Raw genomic sequence first — 20,832 nt, 5'->3', positions numbered from 1 at the left:
GCACCGGCTCTCTGCCGCCGGTCCGAAGCAGCGGCACGCAAGGCCGGAACGGCGGCGCACAAGGCCGGAACGGCGGCACGCAAGGCCGGAGCGGCGGCACGCAAGGCCGAAGCGGCGGCACGCAGGGGCGCAAGGCTACATCTTTTCGAGGTCCTTTTCGTTCTTCTGCATCGCCTTGGCGCCCTTCTTGGCGGCCTTGGCCTCCTTTCGGGCCATCTTCTCGGCCGCACGGGCAGTCCGGCGCTCGATCTTCTTCGCCTCGCGGGCGTCGCGCTTCGCGATACGGGCCGCCTCGCGCGCCTCGCGCCGGGTCATCGTGGCATCCTGATGCGCCTCGCGGGCCGCGGCGCGGTGCTCCTCACGCATCTCCTTCTTCGACTCGGGCATCTCGACGATCACGCCCGTAATGGTCTCGTCGACCACCTCATACGACTCGGGAGCAGGTGCCGGAGCCGGTTTCGGCTTCAGCGTGCGCTGCTCGACGATGTTGCCGTCGGCATAGACGATCATCACCTCGACGCGCCGCAGCGGCGGCAGGATGTTCGCCTTCATGTAGCTCCACGCCGCAGGCAGCTTCTCGAGCGCCAGCTCCTTCTGCTCGGGGGTCTGCGTCCCGTCGATGATCTGCAGCACGGCCGCGCGGTCGGGAATCTGCGACTGGGCCACCAGCGTGCGGCACATCTTCCAGTCCTCGGCCACGGAGTTTACCTTGACCGTGTACTTCTTCGACAGGCCGTACTTGCCGTCGGCATAGGCCATGAAATCCCGGGCGCGCTGCGCCGCCAGCTTCTCGTTGAGCTGCACGGGGCCGTCGGGCGACGAATAGCCCGTGACGGTGACCGACTGCACCTTGCGGAGCGTGTCGCCGACCAGCCCGCTCAAAAAGGCATTCAGGTCGCCCAGCTGTTTCGGATTGCCGCCGAGCGACGTGTCGAGCGTCGCCAGGCTGATCCGGTAATGCATCGTAAAGTCGGCATCGCCGGAGCTGCGGACCAGGTACCGGCGCACGATGTAATCGCCGTCGGTCGTCTCCGACAGCAGAACGGAATCGGCACCGGGAGCCGGCGCCGCACTTTTCGTCTGCGCCGTCACCCCGGTGGCGGCACACAATGCGAGAGCAAGAGTTGTAACAATAGTTTTCACGCTAAAACAGTGTTGGTTGATTGTTTGTCCGACTCTCGCAAAGTTCGTACCACGATTGAAAAAGAGCCACCCCGGGTGTCGGGACGGCTCCGTATCGCATCCGGCCGGATCGTTACATCCGCTCGGGGACGTCGATGCCCAGCAGGCGCATGCCGCGCTTGATGATGCGGGCGACCTGTGCGGCCAGCTGCAGGCGCAGCGCCCGCACGGCGGCATTCTCCTCGCGCAGGATCGAATGGTCGTGGTAGTAGGCGTTGAACTGCTTGGCCAGTTCGTAGACATAGGCGCCGATGATCGACGGAGCGAAGTTGTCGCCCGCGACCTTCACCGTCGCCGGGTATTCGGTCAGCAGGCGGATCAGCTCGATCTCCTCCGGAAGCAGCGGCGTCGCGGCATCGTAACCCGCAGCCGGGGCGATGCCGGCCTCGGCGGCCTTGCGCAGGATCGAGCGGATGCGCGCGTGCGTATACTGGATGAAGGGGCCCGTATTGCCGTTGAAGTCGATCGACTCGCGCGGGTCGAAGAGCATCGTCTTCTTGGGATCGACCTTCAGGATAAAGTACTTCAGCGCGCCGAGACCCACCATCGTCGAGACGGCCGAGGCCTCCTCTTCGCTGCATCCGTCCAGCTTGCCCAGCTCGGCGGACATCTCGCGGGCCGTCGCAACCATGTCGGCAATCAGGTCGTCGGCATCGACCACCGTGCCCTCGCGCGACTTCATCTTGCCCTCGGGCAGCTCGACCATGCCGTAGGAGAGGTGCGTGATGTGGTCGCTCCACTCGGCGTAGCCCAGCTTCTTGAGCACGAGCTTCAGCACCTGGAAGTGGTAGTTCTGCTCGTTGCCCACGACGTAGATCATGTCGTCGAGCTTGTTGTCCTCGAAGCGGCGGTAGGCCGTGCCGAGGTCCTGCGTCATGTAGACCGACGTGCCGTCGCCGCGCAGCAGCAGTTTCTCATCGAGCCCGTCGCCCTGGAGGTCGATCCACACCGAGTTGTCGTCGCGGCGGTAGAAGACCCCCTTGCGGAGCCCCTCCTCGACGAGCGACTTGCCCAGCAGGTAGGTCTGCGACTCGTAATATACCTTGTCGAAATCGACGCCCAGCGCCTTGTACGTCACGTCGAAGCCCTCGTAGACCCAGCCGTTCATCGTCTCCCAGAGGGCGTAGACCTCGGGGTCCTTCGCCTCCCACTTGCGCAGCATCTCCTGCGCCTCGCGCATGATCGGGGCCTGCTTCTTGGCCTCCTCCTCGCTCATGCCCTGCGCCTCGAGCTCCCTGATCTGCGCCTTGTAGTGCTTGTCGAACTCGACGTAGTACTTGCCCACGAGGTGGTCGCCCTTCATGCCCGTCGACGCGGGGGTTTCGCCGTTGCCGTAGAGCTTCCACGCCAGCATCGACTTGCAGATGTGGATGCCGCGGTCGTTCACCAGGTTGGCCTTGATGACCGTGTGGCCGTTCGCCGCAAGAATCTGCGCCACGGAGTATCCCAGCAGGTTGTTGCGGATGTGGCCCAGGTGCAGCGGCTTGTTCGTGTTGGGCGACGAGTATTCGATCATCACCGTGCGGCCCGTTGCCGGCGCCTGTCCGAAGGCCTCGTCGGCGACGATCTCCGCGAAGCGCTCGCCCCAGAACGAGACGTCGAGCGAGAGGTTCAGAAAGCCTTTTATCACGTTGAAGGACTTGATCTCGGGCACGTGGGCCGTCATGTATTCGCCGATCTCGGTCGCCGTGGCCTCGGGGGACTTGCGGCTTCGTCGCAGCAGCGGGAAGGTCACGAGGGTATAGTCGCCCTCAAACTCCCTGCGGGTCTTCTGAATCTGCAACTGCTCGCCGTCCAGCGTGCCGTAGAGCGCCTCCACCGACCGGCGGACCGCATCCGAAATAAAGGTCTCCGTATTTGTCATGTCTTGAAAGAATTTGCGTGCAAATTTAGCGTTTTTCGGCGAATAATCAACACAGCCACCGGATTATCGGGAAAAATCGCTATCTTCGCACAACTTTACCGAACAACACGATACATGGAAATAGTCATCATTCTGCTGCTGATCCTGCTCAACGGCCTCTTCGCCATGTCCGAGATCGCGCTCATCTCGGCGCGCCGCTCGAACCTCGAGATGCTCGCCCGCCAGGGCAACGCCGGGGCACGGCGGGCCCAGCAGCTCATCCAGGACCCCGACAAGTTTCTCTCGACCATCCAGATCGGCATCACCCTGATCGGCATCCTCACGGGTATCTACTCGGGCGACACGCTCGCCGCATCGTTCGGCGCGAAGCTCTCCGCACTGGGCATTCCGCTGCGCACGGCGACCGTCGTCGCGCAGGTGACGATCGTCATCGTCGTGACCTACCTGACGCTCATCTTCGGCGAATTGGTGCCCAAGCGCATCGGCATGAGCGGCGCCGAGAAGATCGCCATCTTCATGTCGCGGCCCATGGGCGTGCTCTCGCAGCTGGCCTCGCCCTTCGTGTGGCTGCTCTCGCACAGCACGGCCGGCGTATCGCGGCTGCTGGGGCTGAAGAAGGCCGAAAGCAAGGTCACCGAGGAGGAGATCCGCTCGATCATCCGCGAAGGCGCCGAGGACGGCGAGGTGCAGGAGGTCGAGCAGAAGATCGTCGGGCGCGTCTTCTCGCTGGGCGACCGCACCGTCGAGTCGATCATGACCTACCGCAGCGAAATGGTCTGGCTCGACATCTCGATGAGCCCGGCCCAGATACGCGCTATCGTCGACGAGAAGCCCCACAACCGCTACCCCGTGGGGGACGGCAGCCTCGACAAGCTGCTCGGCGTGGTCTACCTGAAGGACCTCTTCAGCCACATCGGCGACAAGGATTTCAACCTGCGCGACTACCTCTCGCCCGTGAAGTTCTTTCACGAGGGATTCGAGGTCTACGACGTGCTCGAGCAGCTGCGCAGCGAGCAGCTCGGCTACGGCATCGTCTGCGACGAGTTCGGCGTGACGCGCGGCATCATCACCTTCAAGGACATCTTCGAGGCGCTCGTGGGCGAGATTCCCGACCGCTCGGAGGAGCCCGACATCATCCGCCGCGACGACGGCGGCCTGCTCGTCGACGGGCAGTGCCCGTTCTACGACTTCCTGGTCAGCCTCGGCATCGAGGAGGAGCACTCCTGCACGGCCTACAACACGATCAGCGGGCTGGTGCTCGACCAGCTGGACCACATCCCGCAGTCGGGCGAGCACTTCGAGTGGAACGGCTACCGCATCGAGGTCGTCGACATGGACGGCGCCCGCATCGACAAACTGCTGGTCACCCCGCTGGAAAAGACTGAAAAATGAAGATAGCCGATCTGGACCTCGGGGAGAAGCCCCTGCTGCTGGCGCCCATGGAGGACGTCACGGACCCTTCGTTCCGCTACATGTGCAAGCGCTTCGGCGCGGATGTCGTCTACACGGAGTTCATCTCCTCGGACGGGCTGATCCGCGACGCCGCCAAGTCGCTCAAGAAGCTTGCGATCGACGATGCCGAGCGCCCCGTGGGCATTCAGATCTACGGCCACCTGATCGAGCCGATGGTCGAGGCGGCGCGCATGGCCGAGGCGGCCGGGCCCGACATCATCGACATCAACTTCGGCTGCCCGGTAAAGAAGATCGCCGGGCGCGGCGCCGGGTCGGGCATGATGCGCGACGTGCCGCTCATGGTCGAGATGACGCGACAGATCGTCCGCGCCGTGCACAAGCCCGTGACGGTCAAGACGCGGCTGGGCTGGGACGACGAGTCGAAGAACATCATGGAGATCGCCCTGCGCCTGCAGGACGTCGGCATCGCGGCGCTCACGATCCACGGCCGCACGCGGGCCCAGATGTACCGCGGCGAGGCCGACTGGACGCTCATCGGCGAGGTGAAGAACAACCCCGCCATCCACATTCCGATCATCGGCAACGGCGATGTCGACTCGGGGCCGAAGGCCGCCGCGATGTTCGACCGCTACGGCGTGGACGGCGTGATGATCGGCCGCGCGACCTACGGGCGTCCGTGGATCTTCCGCGAGGTCAAGCACTTCCTCGCAACGGGCGAGGTGCTGCCGCAACCCTCCGTCACGGAGCGTGTCGCCATCGCCCGCGAACACCTGCACAAGTCGCTCGAGATCAAGGGCGAGCATGTCGGCATCCTCGAGATGCGGCGCCACCTGACCAACTACTTCAAGGGGCTGCCCAACTTCAGGGAGACGCGTCTGAAGCTGGTCACGACGCTCGACGTCGACGAGCTCTTCGCGACGCTCGACTACGTGGCCGAACGCTGGGGCGACTACGACATGAGCGGTGCCGTCCCCGCCCCGCTGTCGCACGACCTCTGACACGGCGGCCCGTGCGGCAGGCCCCGTGCGCAACCCTATCCGCAAAAAGCAGCCCGGCGGCATACGATCCGCCACCCGATATCCGTTTGAAGGGAGAACCCAACCTTCAGACCGATGAACCGAACCCCACTACTGCGGGCACTGCTCCTTGCGGCAGTGCTCTTTCCGCTGCTGCTTCCGGCAGCGCCCGACACTCCGACGCCAACCGCCACGTCCGACTCTCCGGCGCCCACAGCAGCTCCCGACACTCCGGCACCAACCGCCACGTCCGACTCCCCTGCGCCCACAGCAGCTCCCGACACTCCGGCACCAACCGCAGCGCCCACGAACCCCACCCGACAGGAGCTCGACAGCATCCGCCGGGCCGGCAAGAGTTTCGAGGTGCGTGTCCCCAACCGAATCTATGCCCTGATCGACATCAACATGCCCCGCTCGCTGATCGGCAAAGGCCGACGGCTCTTCCAGGTCAGCAACCATCCGGGGCTCGATTCGCTCTTTACGGAGGACGAGATGGCGCAGATCCGTGCCGAGATCGACGCCCGCTGCGATTCGCTGGGCAAGGATTCGCTGCTCTCCTCGGAGTTTTTCTACGTGCTGCGCCCCTACCTAGACCGTCTCCATTACGAAGACCCACACTACCGGATTTTGCTGCCACCCATCGGCGACGCGGAATCCTTCACCCGCCGCGAGCAGCGGCGCATCGAGCGGACACTGCCCACACCGGGATTCAACCTGCTGCAGATCAACGACACACTCATCGTCGACCGCTCGCTCGACCCGGCATTCCGGCGCGGCGACCAGGTGACGGCCATCAACGGCGTTGCGGCCGCCGAATACCTCAAGTACAGCTACGACGACCGCCACATGTATCCGATCTCGCTCATGGGGCGCTATTTCTACAGCCAGGTCGTCGACCGCTTCCGCATCGAGCTGCTGCGCGACGGCCGGCCGATGGTCCTTGAAACGGCCGGCATGCCGGCTGCCGGGACGCTGTTCGAGCTGTCGCGCGCCGAGGAGATCGACCGCAACATCCGCACCTGGCCCGAAGCGGGCTGCGGCTACATCGCCATCCCCGAATTTTTCCCCAACAACAACCGCCTGATCCGCATCCTCCACCGCACGCTCCTCGACTTCCGCCGGCAGGGCATCACCGACGTAATCCTCGATTTGAGGCGCAACCCCGGCGGCAACGGACACAACTTCGACCGGCTGCTCTCGATCTTCATCGACAAACCGGTCGTGGAATACTGCACAGGGCAATGGGTCAAGGCTTCGAGGAAGTCGATGCCCTGTTACGGATTTCTCACCGAGGAGATGCTCGGACAGACCGTGCCGCTGCCCGAGGAGGAGTACGTCCGCTCGTTCCCGACCGTTCCGAAGATGTATGTCGGAGGGCTGCGCTACTACGTGCTCGTGGGGCGCGACACGGGGTCGATCGCCGCGTCGTTCGTCAACATGCTCCAGTACCACGGCGCCGCCGAACTGGCCGGCGAACCGCTGCGGCACAATGCGCTCAAGTACGGCGAGGTGCTCGACGGAGGCTTCCTCATGCCGACGGCCCTCTATCAGGGTGCCGTCTCGATGGTGCGCATCGACGAATGCACGCGCGCCGTCGACGGGGTCGTGCAGCCCGACATTCCCGTTCCGTGCATCGCCGCGGAGTACCTCACCGGCCGCGACGGGCAGCTGGACCGCCTGCTGGCAATCATCCGCACCCGCAACGGCCGCTGATCCCGGCGGATACCTGCCGGAGGGCGCCGGTCCGCCCGCATGGCCCGCGCAACGTGCCGTCCCGTCCCGACAATCGTCATGCCGTCACGCTCCTGCCGGCCCGCCCGCTGCACCGGTTTTATCCCGCCGGTCGGGACAAACCACACACAACAAAAGGCCGCACCGGACAATCCGGTGCGGCCTTCCCGTTCGGTCCCGCTGCAGGAGGGGCTATTTCAGCACCCGCTCGATATACTCCCTGTAGTCCTTGACCACGGGCCGGTAGTCGTCGTCCTCGAACAGCGGCGAAGAGATCAGGAAATCGGCCGTCGAGCGGTTTACGGCCGTCGGCACGTTGTAGAGCGTCGCCAGGCGCAGCAGCGCCTTGACGTCGACGTCGTGCGGCTGGGCCGACATGGGGTCCCAGAAAAAGATCAGGGCGCTGATGCGTCCGTCGGCAATCATCGACCCGAGCTGCTGGTCACCGCCCAGCGGGCCCGACTTGAGCAGCGTGACCTGCAAATCGGGCGCAGTCTCCTCTGTGCCGTCCTGCTCCGGATTGTTCTTCTCCCGGTGGTCGCGCAGCGTCTTCTCGACCATCTTGCCCGTCGTTCCCGTGCAGACCAGATGGTGGCGGCTCAACTTGCTGCTGTTCCAGTCCACCCACTCCGCCAGGTCGCGTTTCATGTTGTCGTGGGCGACCAGCGCCAAAACTTTCATCTTCTTCTCCATAACATCCATGTGTTGTGAAAACCCTGCGGTTTTCGGTTTGACTTCCTGTCAGGCGTGCATATACGAAAAGGTCCCGGACCGTGCCGGGACCCGGATCGGACGGGCTACTCCTTTTCGGACTCCGCGGCCTCCTCCTCCGACGGGAGCTTGAACTCGGTGAATCCGGCTCCGATGAGGATGTTGTACCACGAGAAGCACTTTTTGATGTCCGAGACGTGCACGCGGTCGCGGTCGTACTCGGGCAGCACCTCGGCAAAGGCCTCCTTCAGCCGTTCGGGCGTCTCCTTGGGGCTGATTGCCTCCTTGCCGCCCGTGTGGGCGTAGATGCGCGTGAAGACGTCGGCCAGCGCGATGTCGTCGCCCTCGGTGAACATCGAAATCTCGGAGAGCGCGCTCACCTTCGACGAAGCCGAGGCATTCATGCGGCGGCCGTCGAGCAGCGATTCCACAATCACGCCGCGCGTCGACTGCGCCACGTACCTATAAAGTCCGGGTTGGCCCGAAATGGCCAGAATTTCTCTCAATTCCATAGTTTTCTATTGCTTGTTTTTGTGTGTTGTCAGTCGTTTTTGACGTGTACGTCCATCTGCGGGAAGGGGAAGCTGATGCCCGCGGCGGGCAGCTCCTTGTAGAAGCGTTCGTTGTACTCGAAGAAGACATCCCAGTAGTCGGCGTTCGCCACCCAGGCCCGCACGGTGAGGTTCACCGAGCTGTCGGCCAGCGCCGCCACGCGCACCACGGCGGCAGGCTCCTTCAGGATGCGCGCGTCGGCGGCCAGCATCCCGAGGATCACGCGCCGCGCCACATCCACGTCGTCGCCGTAGGAGATGCCCACGGTCCAGTCGACACGCCGCTGCTCGGCCGTCGAATAGTTGTCGATGATGGCCGTGGCGATGGCGTTGTTCGGGATGTAGATCGTTTGGTTGTCCGAGGTCGTGATGACCGTCGAGAAGAGCTTGATCTCGCGCACCGTACCCGACTGTCCCTGGGCCGAGATGTAGTCGCCCACGCGGTAGGGTTTCATCACGAGGATCATCACGCCGCCAGCGAAGTTCTGCGCCGTACCGCTCAAGGCCATACCGATGGCCAGCGTCGCGGCCGAGAAGACGGCGATGAGCGACGTGACGTTCACGCCGAGCGTCTGCACGACGATCAGCACGAGGATCAGCGAGAAGATCACCCGCACGGTGTTGCGTGTGAACGACCGCAGCGAAACGTCGACCTTGCGGTGCTCCATGGCCACGTCGATGAGCCGCACGACGCGGTGCACGATCCAGCGGCCGATGAAGTAGATCGCCAGGGCGATCAGTATCTTGATGATGACCCAGACCGACTCCGAGAGCATCGTCTGCAGCAGCTCGTGGTAGTCGAGACTGGCTATCTTCTCGACGGCCTTCGCGAGGTTTGCCTTCTGCACGCTGTCGGGCAGGATAAGCGGCTCGGCCGTTTCGGCGGCAAGGAATGTCCACATATTTCTTCGGTCTCCAAAAGTTTGTGGGGCAAAAATACGCAAAAAACGGAGAACTTTATTAACTTTGTTAACGATTCTGTCGAACTAATCCTCAAAAATGACCTTATGATGCAAAACAACGTCGAAATCATCCAGATAAACATCTCGGGCGAGGACAAGCCCGGCATGACCTCGTCGCTCACGGAGATTCTCGCACGCTACGACGCCTTCATTCTCGATATCGGACAGGCCAACATCCACCAGTCGCTGACGCTCGGCATCCTGATCCTGACCACGCCCGACAAGTCGGGAAACATCATGAAGGAGCTGCTTTTCAAGGCTTCGGAGCTGGGCGTGATGATCCGCTTCACGCCGATTCCCGAACACAAATACAACGACTGGGTCGCACGCCAGGGCAAGAACCGCTACATCATCACGCTGCTCGGACGCACCGTCACGGCGCGCCACATCGCCGAGGTGACGAAGGTCGTGGCGCAGCACGGGCTGAACATCGACGCCATCCGGCGCCTCACGGGCCGCATGCCCCTCAGCGAGGACAACCGCGCCGCCAAGTCGTGCATCGAGCTCTCGGTGCGCGGATCGCTCTCCGACGCCGACCGCAGCACCATGCAGGAGGGCTTCATGAACCTCTCCGAGATCGGGCTCGACGTCTCCTTCCAGAAGGACGACATCTACCGCCGCAGCCGCCGTCTGATCTGCTTCGACATGGACTCGACACTCATCGAGACGGAGGTGATCGACGAACTGGCCGAACGGGCCGGTGTCGGCGACAAGGTCCGCGAGATCACGGCCAGCGCCATGCGCGGCGAGATCGACTTCCGCGAGAGCTTCACGCAGCGCGTCGCCCTGCTCAAGGGACTCGACGTCTCGGTCATGGAGGACATCGCCCGCAACCTGCCCATCACCGAGGGGCTCGAGCGCATGATGACCATCCTCAAGCGCGTGGGCTACAAGACGGCGATCCTCTCGGGCGGCTTCACCTACTTCGGCAACTACCTCCGCCAGAAATACGGCTTCGACTACGTCTACGCCAACGAACTCGAGATCGAGGACGGCCACCTCACGGGCCGCTACGTCGGCGAGATCGTCGACGGACGCCGCAAGGCCGAACTGCTGCGGCTGCTGTGCCAGTTCGAGTCGATCAACATCGCGCAGTCGGTGGCCGTCGGCGACGGAGCGAACGACCTGCCGATGCTCAACCTCGCGGGTCTGGGCATCGCCTTCCACGCCAAGCCCAAGGTCAAGGCCACGGCCCGGCAGTCGATCTCGACGATCGGCCTGGACGGCATCCTCTACTTCCTCGGGCTGAAGGATTCGCGCATCGAGCCGTGATGTCGCACGCGGGGCCGATACTCTGCGCCGCGGCACTGCTGCTCGGCGGCTGCTACGACTCGCATTTCCGCACGGAGGGGAAGCCGTCGCAACCGGCGGCCGTCACGACGACGATCGCCCGCTTCAACGAAGCACTCGTCGGCCAGACCCCGGCCATCACGGGCGACGTGGTGCTGGAGGGCGTAGTGACAACCAGCGACGAGGCGGGCAACTTCTACCGCACGTTCTGCATCGAGGAGGCGGGTGCCGGACTGGAGGTAATGGCCGGTATCGACCAGCTGCACAACGACTTCCCGGTGGGATGCCGCGTGACGCTGCACCTCGAGGGGCTGGCTGCGGGCCGCAGCCGCGGCGTCGTGCAGGTCGGCCGCGAGCCCGCTCCGGGCAGCGGCTACACGACCGACTACATCGGCTCGAAACCCGCGCTCGACGCCCATGTCGAGCGGCACGATGAAGCACTGCAAGCAGTCCTCCCCACCCGGCTCACGATCGCCGAACTGACACCCGCCCGCTGCGGAAGCCTTGTCCGCATCGACGGTCTGCGCTATGCGCCCGAAGAGGTCATCGAAGGTTCGTGGAGCGGAGAAAAGCGTTTCCGCGACGATACGGGAGCCGAAATCCGCACCTATGTCCGCCCCTACGCCCGCTTTGCCGACCGGAAGGTCCCGACGGGCCCCGGGTCGATCACGGGCATCCTGCAACGCGACGATGCCGGGCACTACCTGCTCAAACCGCGCCATGAAGAGGACCTGCTGCAATGACCGGACAACGGCACGGGCACGCACCGCGCTGCTGCGCGCCGGAATGACCTGCCTGCTCCTGCTCTTCGGCGCGGGGTACGACCGGGCCACCGCACCCCGCTACGGCGGCCCTTCCGACGACGAGACGGTCTCCATCACCCGGCTCAAGGCCCTTGCGGACCGAAGCGGCGCCACTGCCGTCCGGCAGGAGATCAACATCCGCGGCCGCATCACGGGCAACGACTGCTTCGGGGAGTTCTACAAGACACTCGTCCTCGAGGATGCCTACGGCGGCATCAGCCTCGCCGTCGACGCCACGGACCTCTTCTACGACTACCCGTTCGGCTACGTGCTGACCGTGCGCTGCAACGGGCTGACGCTCTGCGAATACGGCGGCAAACTCGTCCTCGGGACGACGCCGACGGACGACGGTCCGGGGCGCATCGCCGCCGCGGACCTGTCCCGCTACCTGACGGTCTCGCCGCCCGACGGCTCCCGTCCGGAGCCGCAGCTGCGCACCATCCCTGAAATCGGCACGGCGGACATCGACCGCTACGTCCGTCTCGACGGCGTATGCTTCCCCGACGGCGGCACGTGGTGCGCCGTCGATCCCGAAACGGGTCGCCACACGACAACCGAGCACCGCATCGTCGACACCGACGGCAACACATTCACCGTGCGCGCCGCCTCGACCTGCACCTATGCCGACGAGCCCGTACCTTCCGGCACGGGCTCGCTATGCGGTATTGTCGACTGTTTCAACGGAAAGTTCACGCTCCGCGTCACCGACTGCGGCGTGCTGTTCGTCAGCGCTGCAGCGCCTCCCAGAGCATATCCTTGAGCTGCTGGATATTCAGCCCCGAGACCGACGAGATGAAGAGCGCGGGCACGCCCTCGGGCAGGTGGGCACGCATCTCGGCGATGAGCTCCTCGTCGAGCATGTCGCACTTCGTGACGGCCAGCAGCCGCTGCTTGTCGAGCAGCTCGGGGTTGTACTGCGTCAGCTCGCCCAGCAGGATGTCGTAGTCGCGGCGGATGTCGTCGCTGTCGGCCGGAATCATGAAAAGCAGCACCGAGTTGCGCTCGATGTGGCGCAGGAAGCGCGTGCCGAGGCCGCGACCCTCGTGCGCCCCCTCGATGATGCCCGGGATGTCGGCCATGACGAACGACTTGTGGTCGCGCACCTCGACGATACCCAGGTTGGGTTCGAGCGTCGTGAAGGCGTAGTTGGCAATCTTGGGCTTGGCGGCCGACACGACCGAGAGCAGCGTCGATTTCCCGGCGTTGGGGAATCCCACGAGCCCGACGTCGGCCAGCACCTTCAGTTCGAGGATGAAGGCCCCTTCGTCGCCCTCCTCGCCCGGCTGCGCATAGCGCGGCGTCTGGTTCGTAGCGCTCTTGAAGTGCCAGTTGCCCAGTCCTCCGCGTCCGCCCTTCAGCAGCACGAGCTGCTCGCCGTCCTCGGTCACCTCGCCGACGAACTCCGTCGTCGTGCCCTCCTCGGTCTCGACGACGCGGCGCGCCACGGTGCCCAGCGGCACCGGGATGACGATGTCGCGCGCATCCTTGCCCGAGGAGCGGGCCCCGGAGCCGTTCTCGCCGTCCTCGGCGAACTGGTGGCGCTGGTACTTGAGGTGGATGAGCGTCCAGTACTGCTTGTCGCCCTGCAGGACGATGCTGCCGCCCTTGCCGCCGTCGCCGCCGTCCGGGCCGCCGAAGGCCACGAATTTCTCGCGGCGGAAATGCGCCGAGCCGGCGCCGCCGTGGCCCGAGCGGGCAAATATCTTCACGTAGTCTACAAAGTTCGAACCTGCCATAACATCGGTTTTGGGTACAAAGATAGTGCAAAGCAGCCGTCGCGGCAAATTTATTTGCCGGTGCCCCGCCGCAGCTCCCCGCCCCGGCATTCAAGTGGCGGATGGAGGATAACGGGTCGCGGACAGCGGCAACAGGCCCGGACAACACGGACAGGGCGCAGACAAACAAGGGCTGGGTCCAGACAGGGCGCGGACAGACCCGGCCGCATGCCCCACCGGATGCGCCGCATGCGAAGAGAGGAAGACGGCGCAACCGACCGTCCCCCTCTCTCCCCGTTGCTTGAGCGCCGCGTCAGAGCGCCAGCGGCTCGTAATCCAGTCCCCAGGCCTCGGCCACGGGCTTGTAGACGACCTTGCCCTCGACGATGTTCAGGCCCAGCGCCAGCTCGGGGTTCTCCTGCGCTGCGCGCCGCCACCCCTTGTCGGCCAGCTGGATCGCATAGGGAAGCGTGGCGTTCGTCAGGGCCAGCGTTGAGGTGCGCGGCACGGCACCCGGAATGTTGGCCACGCAGTAGTGGAGAATGCCGTCGACGTAGTAAACGGGGTCCTCGTGCGTCGTGGGACGCGACGTCTCGAAGCAGCCGCCCTGGTCGATGGCCACGTCGACCATCACCGTGCCGGGCTCCATGAGCTTGAGCATGTCGCGCGTCACGAGCTTCGGGGCCTTCGCGCCGGGAATCAGCACCGAACCGATCACCAGATCGGCGTGCTTGAGCTCCTCGCGGATGTTGTATTCCGAGGACATGAGCGTCTTGACGTTCTTGGGCATCACGTCGGCCAGATAGGTCAGGCGTTGCAGTGAAATGTCGCAGATCGTCACGTCGGCACCCGTTCCGGCCGCCGTGCGCGCCGCCGCCGTACCGACGACACCCGCGCCGATGACGAAGACCTTGGCGGGCTTCACGCCCGGCACGCCGCCCAGCAGCACGCCCTTGCCGCCGCGGGGCTTCTCGAGGAAGTAACGTCCCTCCTGCGTGGCCATGCGCCCCGCCACCTCCGACATCGGGATGAGCAGCGGCAGCGAACGGTCGGCCCGTTCGACGGTCTCGTAGGCACAGCACACCGCACCGCTGTCGATCATCGCACGGGTCAGGGGCTCGCTGCTGGCGAAGTGGAAGTAGGTGAAGACGAGCTGTCCGGCCCGGATGAGCTTGTATTCGGGAGCGATCGGCTCCTTGACCTTGATAATCATCTCGGCCGTGGCGTAGACCTCCTCGATCGTGGACAGGATCTCCGCCCCGACCGTCTTGTAGGCATCATCGGTAAAGCCGCTGTTCACACCGGCCGTAGCCTGCACATACACCTTGTGTCCGCGCCGCGTAAGTTCCTGGGCGCCGGCGGGGGTCAGAGCAACGCGGTTCTCGTTGTTCTTGATCTCTTTGGGAATACCGATAATCATAGACTTTTGAAAGTTTTAAGGTTTTTACCTCTCCAAATTACAAATTTTGCATCGAAATCCAAAAAATTCCGACAATTTTTTACAATATCCGTTAAAAACGGTACGAAACCGTAACGTAAAACGACCGCGGCAGGGCGTAGGTCAGGCGCGTGGCGTGGGGCTGCCAGAGGGTCTGGTCACCGGCCGCGATGCGGCGCACGCGCTGCGCCTCGTAGGCGCTGTATACCATATCGTTGTCGCCGAGCAGGTTGCGCAGCATCAGGGCGGCGACCAGGCGCGAACGGTCGAAATAGAAGCTCTTGAAGAGCGAGGCGCCGAGTGTCAGGGCGTCGTCCAGCCGCTCCTGCCGCACGAAAGCGTCGAAGAGTTCGGGCGACGTGCCGCCCTGGGAGGCGATGCGGTCCGTGCGCCGCAGGAAGGAGGGCTCGGCATACCGTCCGCCGACATATCCCGCCGAAAGGCGGCATCCCCACCCTTTCGGACCGAAGTAGGCCAGCTCGGCACAGGCCGTCGCGCGGGGCGCGCCGCCCGGCACGCAACCGCCCATGCGGCTCACGGCCCGCATGTCGACCACCGTGTTGTCGGCATCGGAGAGCACCGTGACCAGCGGATCGCGGACATACTCGCTGCGCTGCACCGACGCGGCCAGCGCCAGGCTCCAGCGCTGCGACAGCCGGATATCGGCCGCAGCCTCCACACCGAGGGCCCGCCACCCGATGCCGCTCACGGACATGTCGCAGTAGAGCCCCGCCATGTCGTCGTAGTAACGCTGCGTCTGCGCGGCATCGAGCCGCAGCGTGGCATAGGCCGTCACCTCCAGCCCGACAACGGGGCCCGTCATGCGGTAAGCAAGCTCTGCGGCGTAGTTCTTCTCCGCCGCCGGGTCATCCACCGTGCGGTTGTTGTACTGGGGCTGGAAGAAGAGCGCCTCCGCCTCGGGCATGCGGGCGGCGGCGAGCAGCGCGGCCGAGAGGTAGTGCCGCGGCGTGAAGGCCCAGCCGGCCGAGAGCCGCAGCGTATAGGGTGTGAAGTGCAGCCGCCGAGAGGCACCGCAGGAGAGCGACCCGGGGAAGAGCTCCTTCTCGTAGTGGCCCCGGCGGAAGATCACGCCGTCCGACAGCACGAGGGCCGCATCGGCCCGCAGGCGGTCGGAGCGGTAGGCGGCCTGCAGACGCACACCCGCCTCGCGCACGACGAAGGTGTAGTCGTAACCGAAGCGGTCGCCGCGGCCGATCCGCCGGTCGGGATGGCGCAGGTCGTTCTGCAGCAGGTTGCCGTAGGTGTCGTCGTCGACGAGGTACTGGTCGATGTCCACGAGATAATCGGCCCCCAACAGGTCGCGCATCTGCTTGTAGTGGCGCGTCGACGTGCGGCGCACCCAGCCGCCGTAGCGGAGCGTCAGCCGCCCGTCGAGCTCCGTGACGAAGGCCGCATCGGCCTGCACGTCGCCGATGCGCTCGACCCGGTCCTCGAGCGCATAGACCGCCTCGCCGCCCGCCAGGCGGTTCTGGGCGATCAGCTCGTCCCAGCGCACCTGCGTGTAGCGGGCATCGCGCGAGCGCCACGCCTGCTCGCTCTCCCGGTCACCCGTATAGGAGGGCAGGTAGCGGTAGTTGTCGGGCATGGGCGTGCGGGCGTCGTACCATCCCAATGCACTGTACCTGCGCAGGCCCGCCTCGCCGCCGAGGGTCAGGGCGAGCGACGTCTTCGCCGTCAAGGGCATGCGCCAGGAGGCAACGCCGAGCGGCACACACTCGCGCCGCACGCGCGAATTGCGCACACGCCCCTGCTGGAAGCCCCAGGCGGGGTTGTAGAGCGGATCGCCCGTCAGCGTGAAGGCCTCCCCGACGGAGCTCAACCGCGTGCCCCGCACCGAGGGCGGCACGACGGCCAGCAGCGACAACTCCGACCCGCCCGCAAAGCGTTTCGAGAGGTGGAATCCCGCCGTCAGGGCATTCGTGAAGACCCCTTCAACGTGCATGTCGCGCCCCGTGCGGGCATCGGCCGCAACGCGCAACCGCCAGCCACGCCCCACGTCGAGCGACGAGGAGACCTTCGCCCCCACACGGTAGTTGCGGTCGGTCAGACGCACCGACGCCAGGTGCGGCGTGAGCGCCTCGTCCGGTGTGAAGACAAAGCGGCGCACCCCGCCCGCCGCTCCCGGCGCATCGCTCTCCGCCGCAATGCCCGCCGTGTGCTCCTCCGCAGCACCCAGCAGCCGCAGGGCCGCCGTATGGCGCCACGAGACGACGATGCCGTCGAGTTCGATGCGCTCGTCGCGGAACTCCTGCCCGCGGCGCCGCAGGCTCACCTGCGGGAGGTTGAAATCGGTGATCCGGCCATAGGCATCCTCCGCGGCCTGCACGGCGCGGTAGAAGAGCGTCGTGTCGGTCTCGATCATCGGCTGCGGCTCCTCCCGCACGGCGAAGGGATAATACCCGTCGTCGAAGGACTGGGCCGCCGCCAGGCACGGCAGCAGCAGCAACAGACACAGCAGGGGTTTCGTCATGGGGATGCGGCGTGTTCGGAATACAAAGATAAGACTTTTCCCGACACTTCCGCCGTCCGAATCCCCGTCGGCTCCGCCTTTTCCGACCCTCCGCGCACCATCCGCCGCCCGGCACGCGGTCCGACTCTTCCCGGCACCTGTTCCGACTCTTCCCGGCACGCAGTCCGTCCGACCGCCGCGCAGACTGCCCGAGGGCACGCATGCGGTCCGGCTCCGTCCGTTGCCTCCTCCGCCGGAGAGACACCCCAAAGAGGACCTTTTACGCCGAACTTCGCCGAAAAGCCCCTTCAGAGAGGTTTCATCATGATGTTCCGGGGAGAAACGCACGGAACACCCCGGCGGGGCGGGCTCCTCCGCCGGACAGGCGCCGCCGTTACATCTCGCGGAGCGTATACCCTGCCGCCGCGACAGCCGCCTGCAGCTCGGCAAACGAATACTCCCGACCGGAGAACTCGACGACGGCAACCGCCGGATCGAGCGTCACATGAGCCGATACACCCTCCAACGCATTGAGGGCCTTTTCCACATGAGCGCGGCAATGGTCGCACATCATGCCTTCCACACGATACTTTTTCATGGTTGTATTGTTTTCAGAAACAGATTCAGTATGTTCAGTATGAGGATGCTCCGCAGCCATCCGCCGCATCGGGCGCTCCGTGAGCACGGCCCGCTTCAGGCGCAGGCTGTTCCCGACGACACAGAGGCTGCTCAATGCCATGGCCAGACCCGCCAGCATCGGGTTCAGTCCGAAACCGAACAGGGGCTCGAAGACCCCGGCCGCCACGGGAATGGCGATCACGTTGTAGAGAAAGGCCCAGACGAGATTCTGACGGATCGTCCGCAGCGTGAGCCGCGAAAGGCGGATCGCCTCGGCGATCTTCGTCGGATCGGAGCCCACGATCGTCACCATCGCCGCATCCATCGCGATGTCGCTCCCCCGCCCCATGGCAACGCTGAAGTCGGCCTGCGCAAGGGCCGCGCTGTCGTTGATGCCATCGCCGACCATCGCCACGCGATGTCCGTCGGCCTGCAGCTGCCGCACGAAATCCCGCTTGCCCTGCGGCAGCACCCCCGCACGGAAGGACTCGATGCCCGCCTGCCGGGCTATTTCACGCGCCGGAGCCTCCGCATCGCCCGTCACCATCCAGACGTCGATGCCGCGTGCCCGGAGGGCCTGAACCGCCGCCGGACTCTCGCGCTTGAGCCGGTCGGCAACACCCGCCACGGCCAGCACCCGCCGGCTGTCGGCAAAGTAGACGACGCTCTTCGCCTGCGCGGCGAGCCAGTTGGCCGCAGCCGCGGCATTGGCATCGACCGCCACGCCCGCAGCCGCCAGCAGAGCCGCATTGCCGGCATGGTAGGTCTCGCCGTCGATCCGGCCGCTGACCCCCTCACCGGGCCGCTCCGCAAAGTCGCTCACCTCCGGGTGCGGCTGTCCGCCGAGCCGCTCCGCCACGGCCGCAGCCAGCGGATGGGTCGAACAGCGCTCCAGGGCGCTGAAGCAGGCCGCACGGCGGTCGCCGTCCCCGCACCAGATCAGGTCGGTCACCTCGGGACGCCCCTCCGTGAGCGTGCCGGTCTTGTCGAGCACGACGACATCCACGCGGGCCGCCGCCTCCAAACTCTCGGCATTGCGGATCAGGATGCCGTTCTCGGCCCCCTTGCCGATTCCCACCACGATGGCCGTAGGGGTTGCCAGCCCCAGCGCACAGGGGCACGCAACGACGAGCACCGTAACCAGTGCCAGCACCCCGCGTGTGAAGCCGTCGGCCGGATCGGCCGCCCACCACGCAACAAATGCCACCGCGGCCAGCGTCATGACCACCGGGACGAAGACCGCAGCCACGCGGTCCACGAGCCGCTGCACGGGCGCCTTGCTACCCTGCGCCTCCTGCACCTGCCGGATGATGTGGGCAAGCATCGTCCCGTCGCCCACGCGGGTCGCCCGCATGTGCAGCGCCCCGCGCAGGTTGACCGTCCCGGCGAAGAGCTCCGCCCCGGGCTGCTTGAGCACGGGGAGCGGCTCCCCGCTGAAGAGGCTCTCGTCGACCGGGGAGCTGCCCTCGCAGACCTCGCCGTCGACGGGAATCCGCTCGCCGGGACGCACCAGCAGCCGGTCACCCGGGCGCACCTCGCCGATCCGGACCCGGCGAATTGTGCCGTCGGGCTCCACGAGCGAAACCTCCTGCGGCTGCAGGCGCATCAGCTTGCGCAGCGCCTCCGTCGTCCGGCCCTTGGCCCGGGCTTCGAGCAGCCGGCCCAGCAGCACGAAGGCAATGACGACGCTTGCCGACTCGAAATAGAGGTGCGCCTCCATGCCGCGGCTCTCCCACACGCGGGGAAAGAGCAGGTTGAAGAGGCTGAAGAGATACGACACGCCCGTGCTGACGGCAACGAGCGTATCCATGTTGGCTGCCCCGTGGCGCAGCTGCCGCCACGCCGAGACAAAGAAGCTCCGCCCGCAGACAAACAGCGTCACCGAAGCGAGCAGCCACAGCACCCAGCGCACCCAGCCCACCGACTGGAACCACATGCCAAGCACGGCCACGGGCAGCGCCAGCGCAACGGCCAGCAGCGCCTGCCGCCGCAACAGCCGGTAATCGGCCGCGGCCCGGCGGTCAGCTTCATCCGCGGCCTCGTCCCCGCCGCCGGTCAGCAGGTCGTAACCCGCCGCCTGCACGGCGCTCCGCAAACCGTCGGCCGTACAGCACTGCGGATCGTAAACCACGCGGGCCGTGGCCGTCGCGGGATTCACCCCGACTTCGCGCACCCCCTCACAATACCGCAAGGCCTTCTCGACACGCGCCACACAGGCGGCGCAGTGCATGCCCGTCACCGGGAACAGGCCCGTTTGTGTCTCATTCCGTTCCATGATCTTCGTTTCGTCACTAGTTTGTGCAAAGATACGGACGACGCCCCGTCCCGACGTTACAGAATCGTGGGCGGGATTTACAGATTTACACGGTGACGGGCAGAAACAGCGGGCAGAGACGACGGGCAGAAACGGGGGGGGGTAAAGACGGCGGACAGAGACGACAAAGGAGCAGCGGCTGGCCCGAGGGGGGGGGTCAGAGTTTGTCGAGCGGTCGGCGCGGAGGCTGCGCCAGCTGCCGGTAACGGCTCGGCGTCAGGCCTGTAACCTGCTTGAACTGGGCGCTCAGGTGGGCGACGCTGGAGTAGTTCATGCGGTCGGCAATCTCGCTGAGCGAAAGCTCGCCGTAGGAGAGCAGCTCCTTGACCCGCTCGATGCGCTGCGCGATGTAGCAGCGTTCGACGGTCGTGCCGGTCTCCTCGGAAAAGAGCTTGCTCAACACGCTGTATTCGTGGTGCAGCGTCTCGGAGAGATATTCCGAGAGGTTGACGCGCAGCGGCACGTCGTCTCGGTGTACCAGACGGATGATCTCGGTACGGATCCGCTCGGCCAGCTGGCGGCGGCCATCGTCCAGCCGCTCGAAGCCCACGGCCCGCAGCGCCTCGTCCAGCCGCTCCAGCGTCGCGGCATCGGGACGCACGGCGGTTCGCACGTACCCCAGTTCGACGCACTCGGGCTCCAGCCCCAGCCGCGTGAAGAGGTCGCGCACGACCAGTATGCAACGGTCGCACACCATGTTCCGGATGTGAAAGGTCCGACCCTCCTCCGGCGCTCTGTCCAAGGATTCCATACC

At 65.4% G+C, this 20,832-nt stretch carries 16 protein-coding genes; 6 read left to right on the top strand and 10 right to left on the bottom strand.

Going from position 1 to position 20,832, the window contains the following annotated elements; translation table 11 throughout:
• Window positions 1–135: 135 nt before the first annotated feature.
• Both Q1Y33_RS09625 and argS read right to left on the bottom strand, forming a co-directional pair.
• Window positions 136–1,143 (bottom strand): hypothetical protein, encoded by a 1,008-nt coding sequence (locus tag Q1Y33_RS09625; RefSeq protein ID WP_300799607.1) that lies wholly within the window; start codon window positions 1,141–1,143, stop codon window positions 136–138.
• A 112-nt stretch (window positions 1,144–1,255) separates the two neighbouring features.
• Window positions 1,256–3,046, bottom strand: coding sequence for an arginine--tRNA ligase (argS, locus tag Q1Y33_RS09620; protein WP_300799606.1), 1,791 nt, complete (start codon window positions 3,044–3,046; stop codon window positions 1,256–1,258).
• Window positions 3,047–3,160: 114 nt separating this feature from the next.
• Here argS and Q1Y33_RS09615 point away from each other — a divergent pair, with 114 nt between their 5' ends.
• The 3 genes from Q1Y33_RS09615 (at window position 3,161) to Q1Y33_RS09605 (ending at window position 7,188) form a co-directional block, all read left to right on the top strand.
• Window positions 3,161–4,438 carry a hemolysin family protein gene (locus Q1Y33_RS09615; protein WP_300799604.1) on the top strand — a complete coding sequence of 426 codons (1,278 nt, stop codon included), beginning with the start codon at window positions 3,161–3,163 and terminating at the stop codon, window positions 4,436–4,438.
• A complete protein-coding gene (gene dusB / locus Q1Y33_RS09610; protein ID WP_300799603.1) occupies window positions 4,435–5,457 on the top strand; it encodes a tRNA dihydrouridine synthase DusB in 1,023 nt (340 codons plus the stop codon). Before Q1Y33_RS09615 ends, dusB begins: the two co-directional genes overlap by 4 nt.
• A gap of 114 nt (window positions 5,458–5,571) precedes the next feature.
• The gene (locus Q1Y33_RS09605) at window positions 5,572–7,188 is read left to right on the top strand and encodes a S41 family peptidase (RefSeq protein WP_300799602.1); all 1,617 of its coding nucleotides are present in this window, start codon (window positions 5,572–5,574) and stop codon (window positions 7,186–7,188) included.
• 210 nt (window positions 7,189–7,398) lie between these two features.
• Here Q1Y33_RS09605 and Q1Y33_RS09600 read toward each other — a convergent pair whose 3' ends face one another.
• From Q1Y33_RS09600 to Q1Y33_RS09590, 3 genes are all read right to left on the bottom strand, one after another.
• Window positions 7,399–7,899: a methylglyoxal synthase gene (locus Q1Y33_RS09600; protein ID WP_300799601.1), complete on the bottom strand. Its 501-nt coding sequence runs from the start codon at window positions 7,897–7,899 to the stop codon at window positions 7,399–7,401.
• Between the two features lie 104 nt (window positions 7,900–8,003).
• Window positions 8,004–8,429 carry a DUF5606 domain-containing protein gene (locus tag Q1Y33_RS09595; RefSeq protein ID WP_300799600.1) on the bottom strand — a complete coding sequence of 142 codons (426 nt, stop codon included), beginning with the start codon at window positions 8,427–8,429 and terminating at the stop codon, window positions 8,004–8,006.
• A gap of 29 nt (window positions 8,430–8,458) precedes the next feature.
• Window positions 8,459–9,370, bottom strand: a complete 912-nt coding sequence (locus Q1Y33_RS09590) for a mechanosensitive ion channel domain-containing protein (RefSeq protein ID WP_300799599.1) — start codon at window positions 9,368–9,370, stop codon at window positions 8,459–8,461.
• Between the two features lie 108 nt (window positions 9,371–9,478).
• Here Q1Y33_RS09590 and serB point away from each other — a divergent pair, with 108 nt between their 5' ends.
• From serB to Q1Y33_RS09575, 3 genes are read left to right on the top strand one after another with little or no spacing between them, the layout of a single operon-like run.
• Window positions 9,479–10,702 (top strand): phosphoserine phosphatase SerB, encoded by a 1,224-nt coding sequence (gene serB / locus Q1Y33_RS09585; protein ID WP_300799623.1) that lies wholly within the window; start codon window positions 9,479–9,481, stop codon window positions 10,700–10,702.
• Window positions 10,702–11,463, top strand: a complete 762-nt coding sequence (locus Q1Y33_RS09580; RefSeq protein ID WP_300799622.1) for a DUF5689 domain-containing protein — start codon at window positions 10,702–10,704, stop codon at window positions 11,461–11,463. The genes serB and Q1Y33_RS09580 overlap by 1 nt, the downstream gene beginning before the upstream one ends.
• On the top strand, window positions 11,441–12,283 hold the full coding sequence (locus Q1Y33_RS09575) for a DUF5689 domain-containing protein (protein ID WP_300799597.1): 843 nt from the start codon (window positions 11,441–11,443) through the stop codon (window positions 12,281–12,283). Before Q1Y33_RS09580 ends, Q1Y33_RS09575 begins: the two co-directional genes overlap by 23 nt.
• Here Q1Y33_RS09575 and obgE read toward each other — a convergent pair.
• The 5 genes from obgE to Q1Y33_RS09550 all read right to left on the bottom strand — a co-directional run bounded on the left by obgE (window position 12,249) and on the right by Q1Y33_RS09550 (window position 20,775).
• A complete protein-coding gene (obgE, locus tag Q1Y33_RS09570; RefSeq protein WP_300799595.1) occupies window positions 12,249–13,259 on the bottom strand; it encodes a GTPase ObgE in 1,011 nt (336 codons plus the stop codon). The genes Q1Y33_RS09575 and obgE overlap by 35 nt on opposite strands.
• Before the next feature lie 292 nt (window positions 13,260–13,551).
• Window positions 13,552–14,658, bottom strand: a complete 1,107-nt coding sequence (ald, locus tag Q1Y33_RS09565; protein ID WP_300799594.1) for an alanine dehydrogenase — start codon at window positions 14,656–14,658, stop codon at window positions 13,552–13,554.
• A gap of 91 nt (window positions 14,659–14,749) precedes the next feature.
• Window positions 14,750–17,167 carry a TonB-dependent receptor gene (locus Q1Y33_RS09560; protein WP_300799592.1) on the bottom strand — a complete coding sequence of 806 codons (2,418 nt, stop codon included), beginning with the start codon at window positions 17,165–17,167 and terminating at the stop codon, window positions 14,750–14,752.
• A 373-nt stretch (window positions 17,168–17,540) separates the two neighbouring features.
• Window positions 17,541–20,039, bottom strand: coding sequence for a heavy metal translocating P-type ATPase (locus tag Q1Y33_RS09555; RefSeq protein WP_300799590.1), 2,499 nt, complete (start codon window positions 20,037–20,039; stop codon window positions 17,541–17,543).
• Window positions 20,040–20,235: 196 nt separating this feature from the next.
• Window positions 20,236–20,775: a helix-turn-helix transcriptional regulator gene (locus Q1Y33_RS09550; protein ID WP_300799588.1), complete on the bottom strand. Its 540-nt coding sequence runs from the start codon at window positions 20,773–20,775 to the stop codon at window positions 20,236–20,238.
• Window positions 20,776–20,832 lie beyond the last annotated feature (57 nt).

The organism is uncultured Alistipes sp. (genome assembly GCF_949296715.1).
GTDB lineage: Bacteria > Bacteroidota > Bacteroidia > Bacteroidales > Rikenellaceae > Alistipes.
This window is presented reverse-complemented; position numbering and strand designations above follow the sequence as displayed.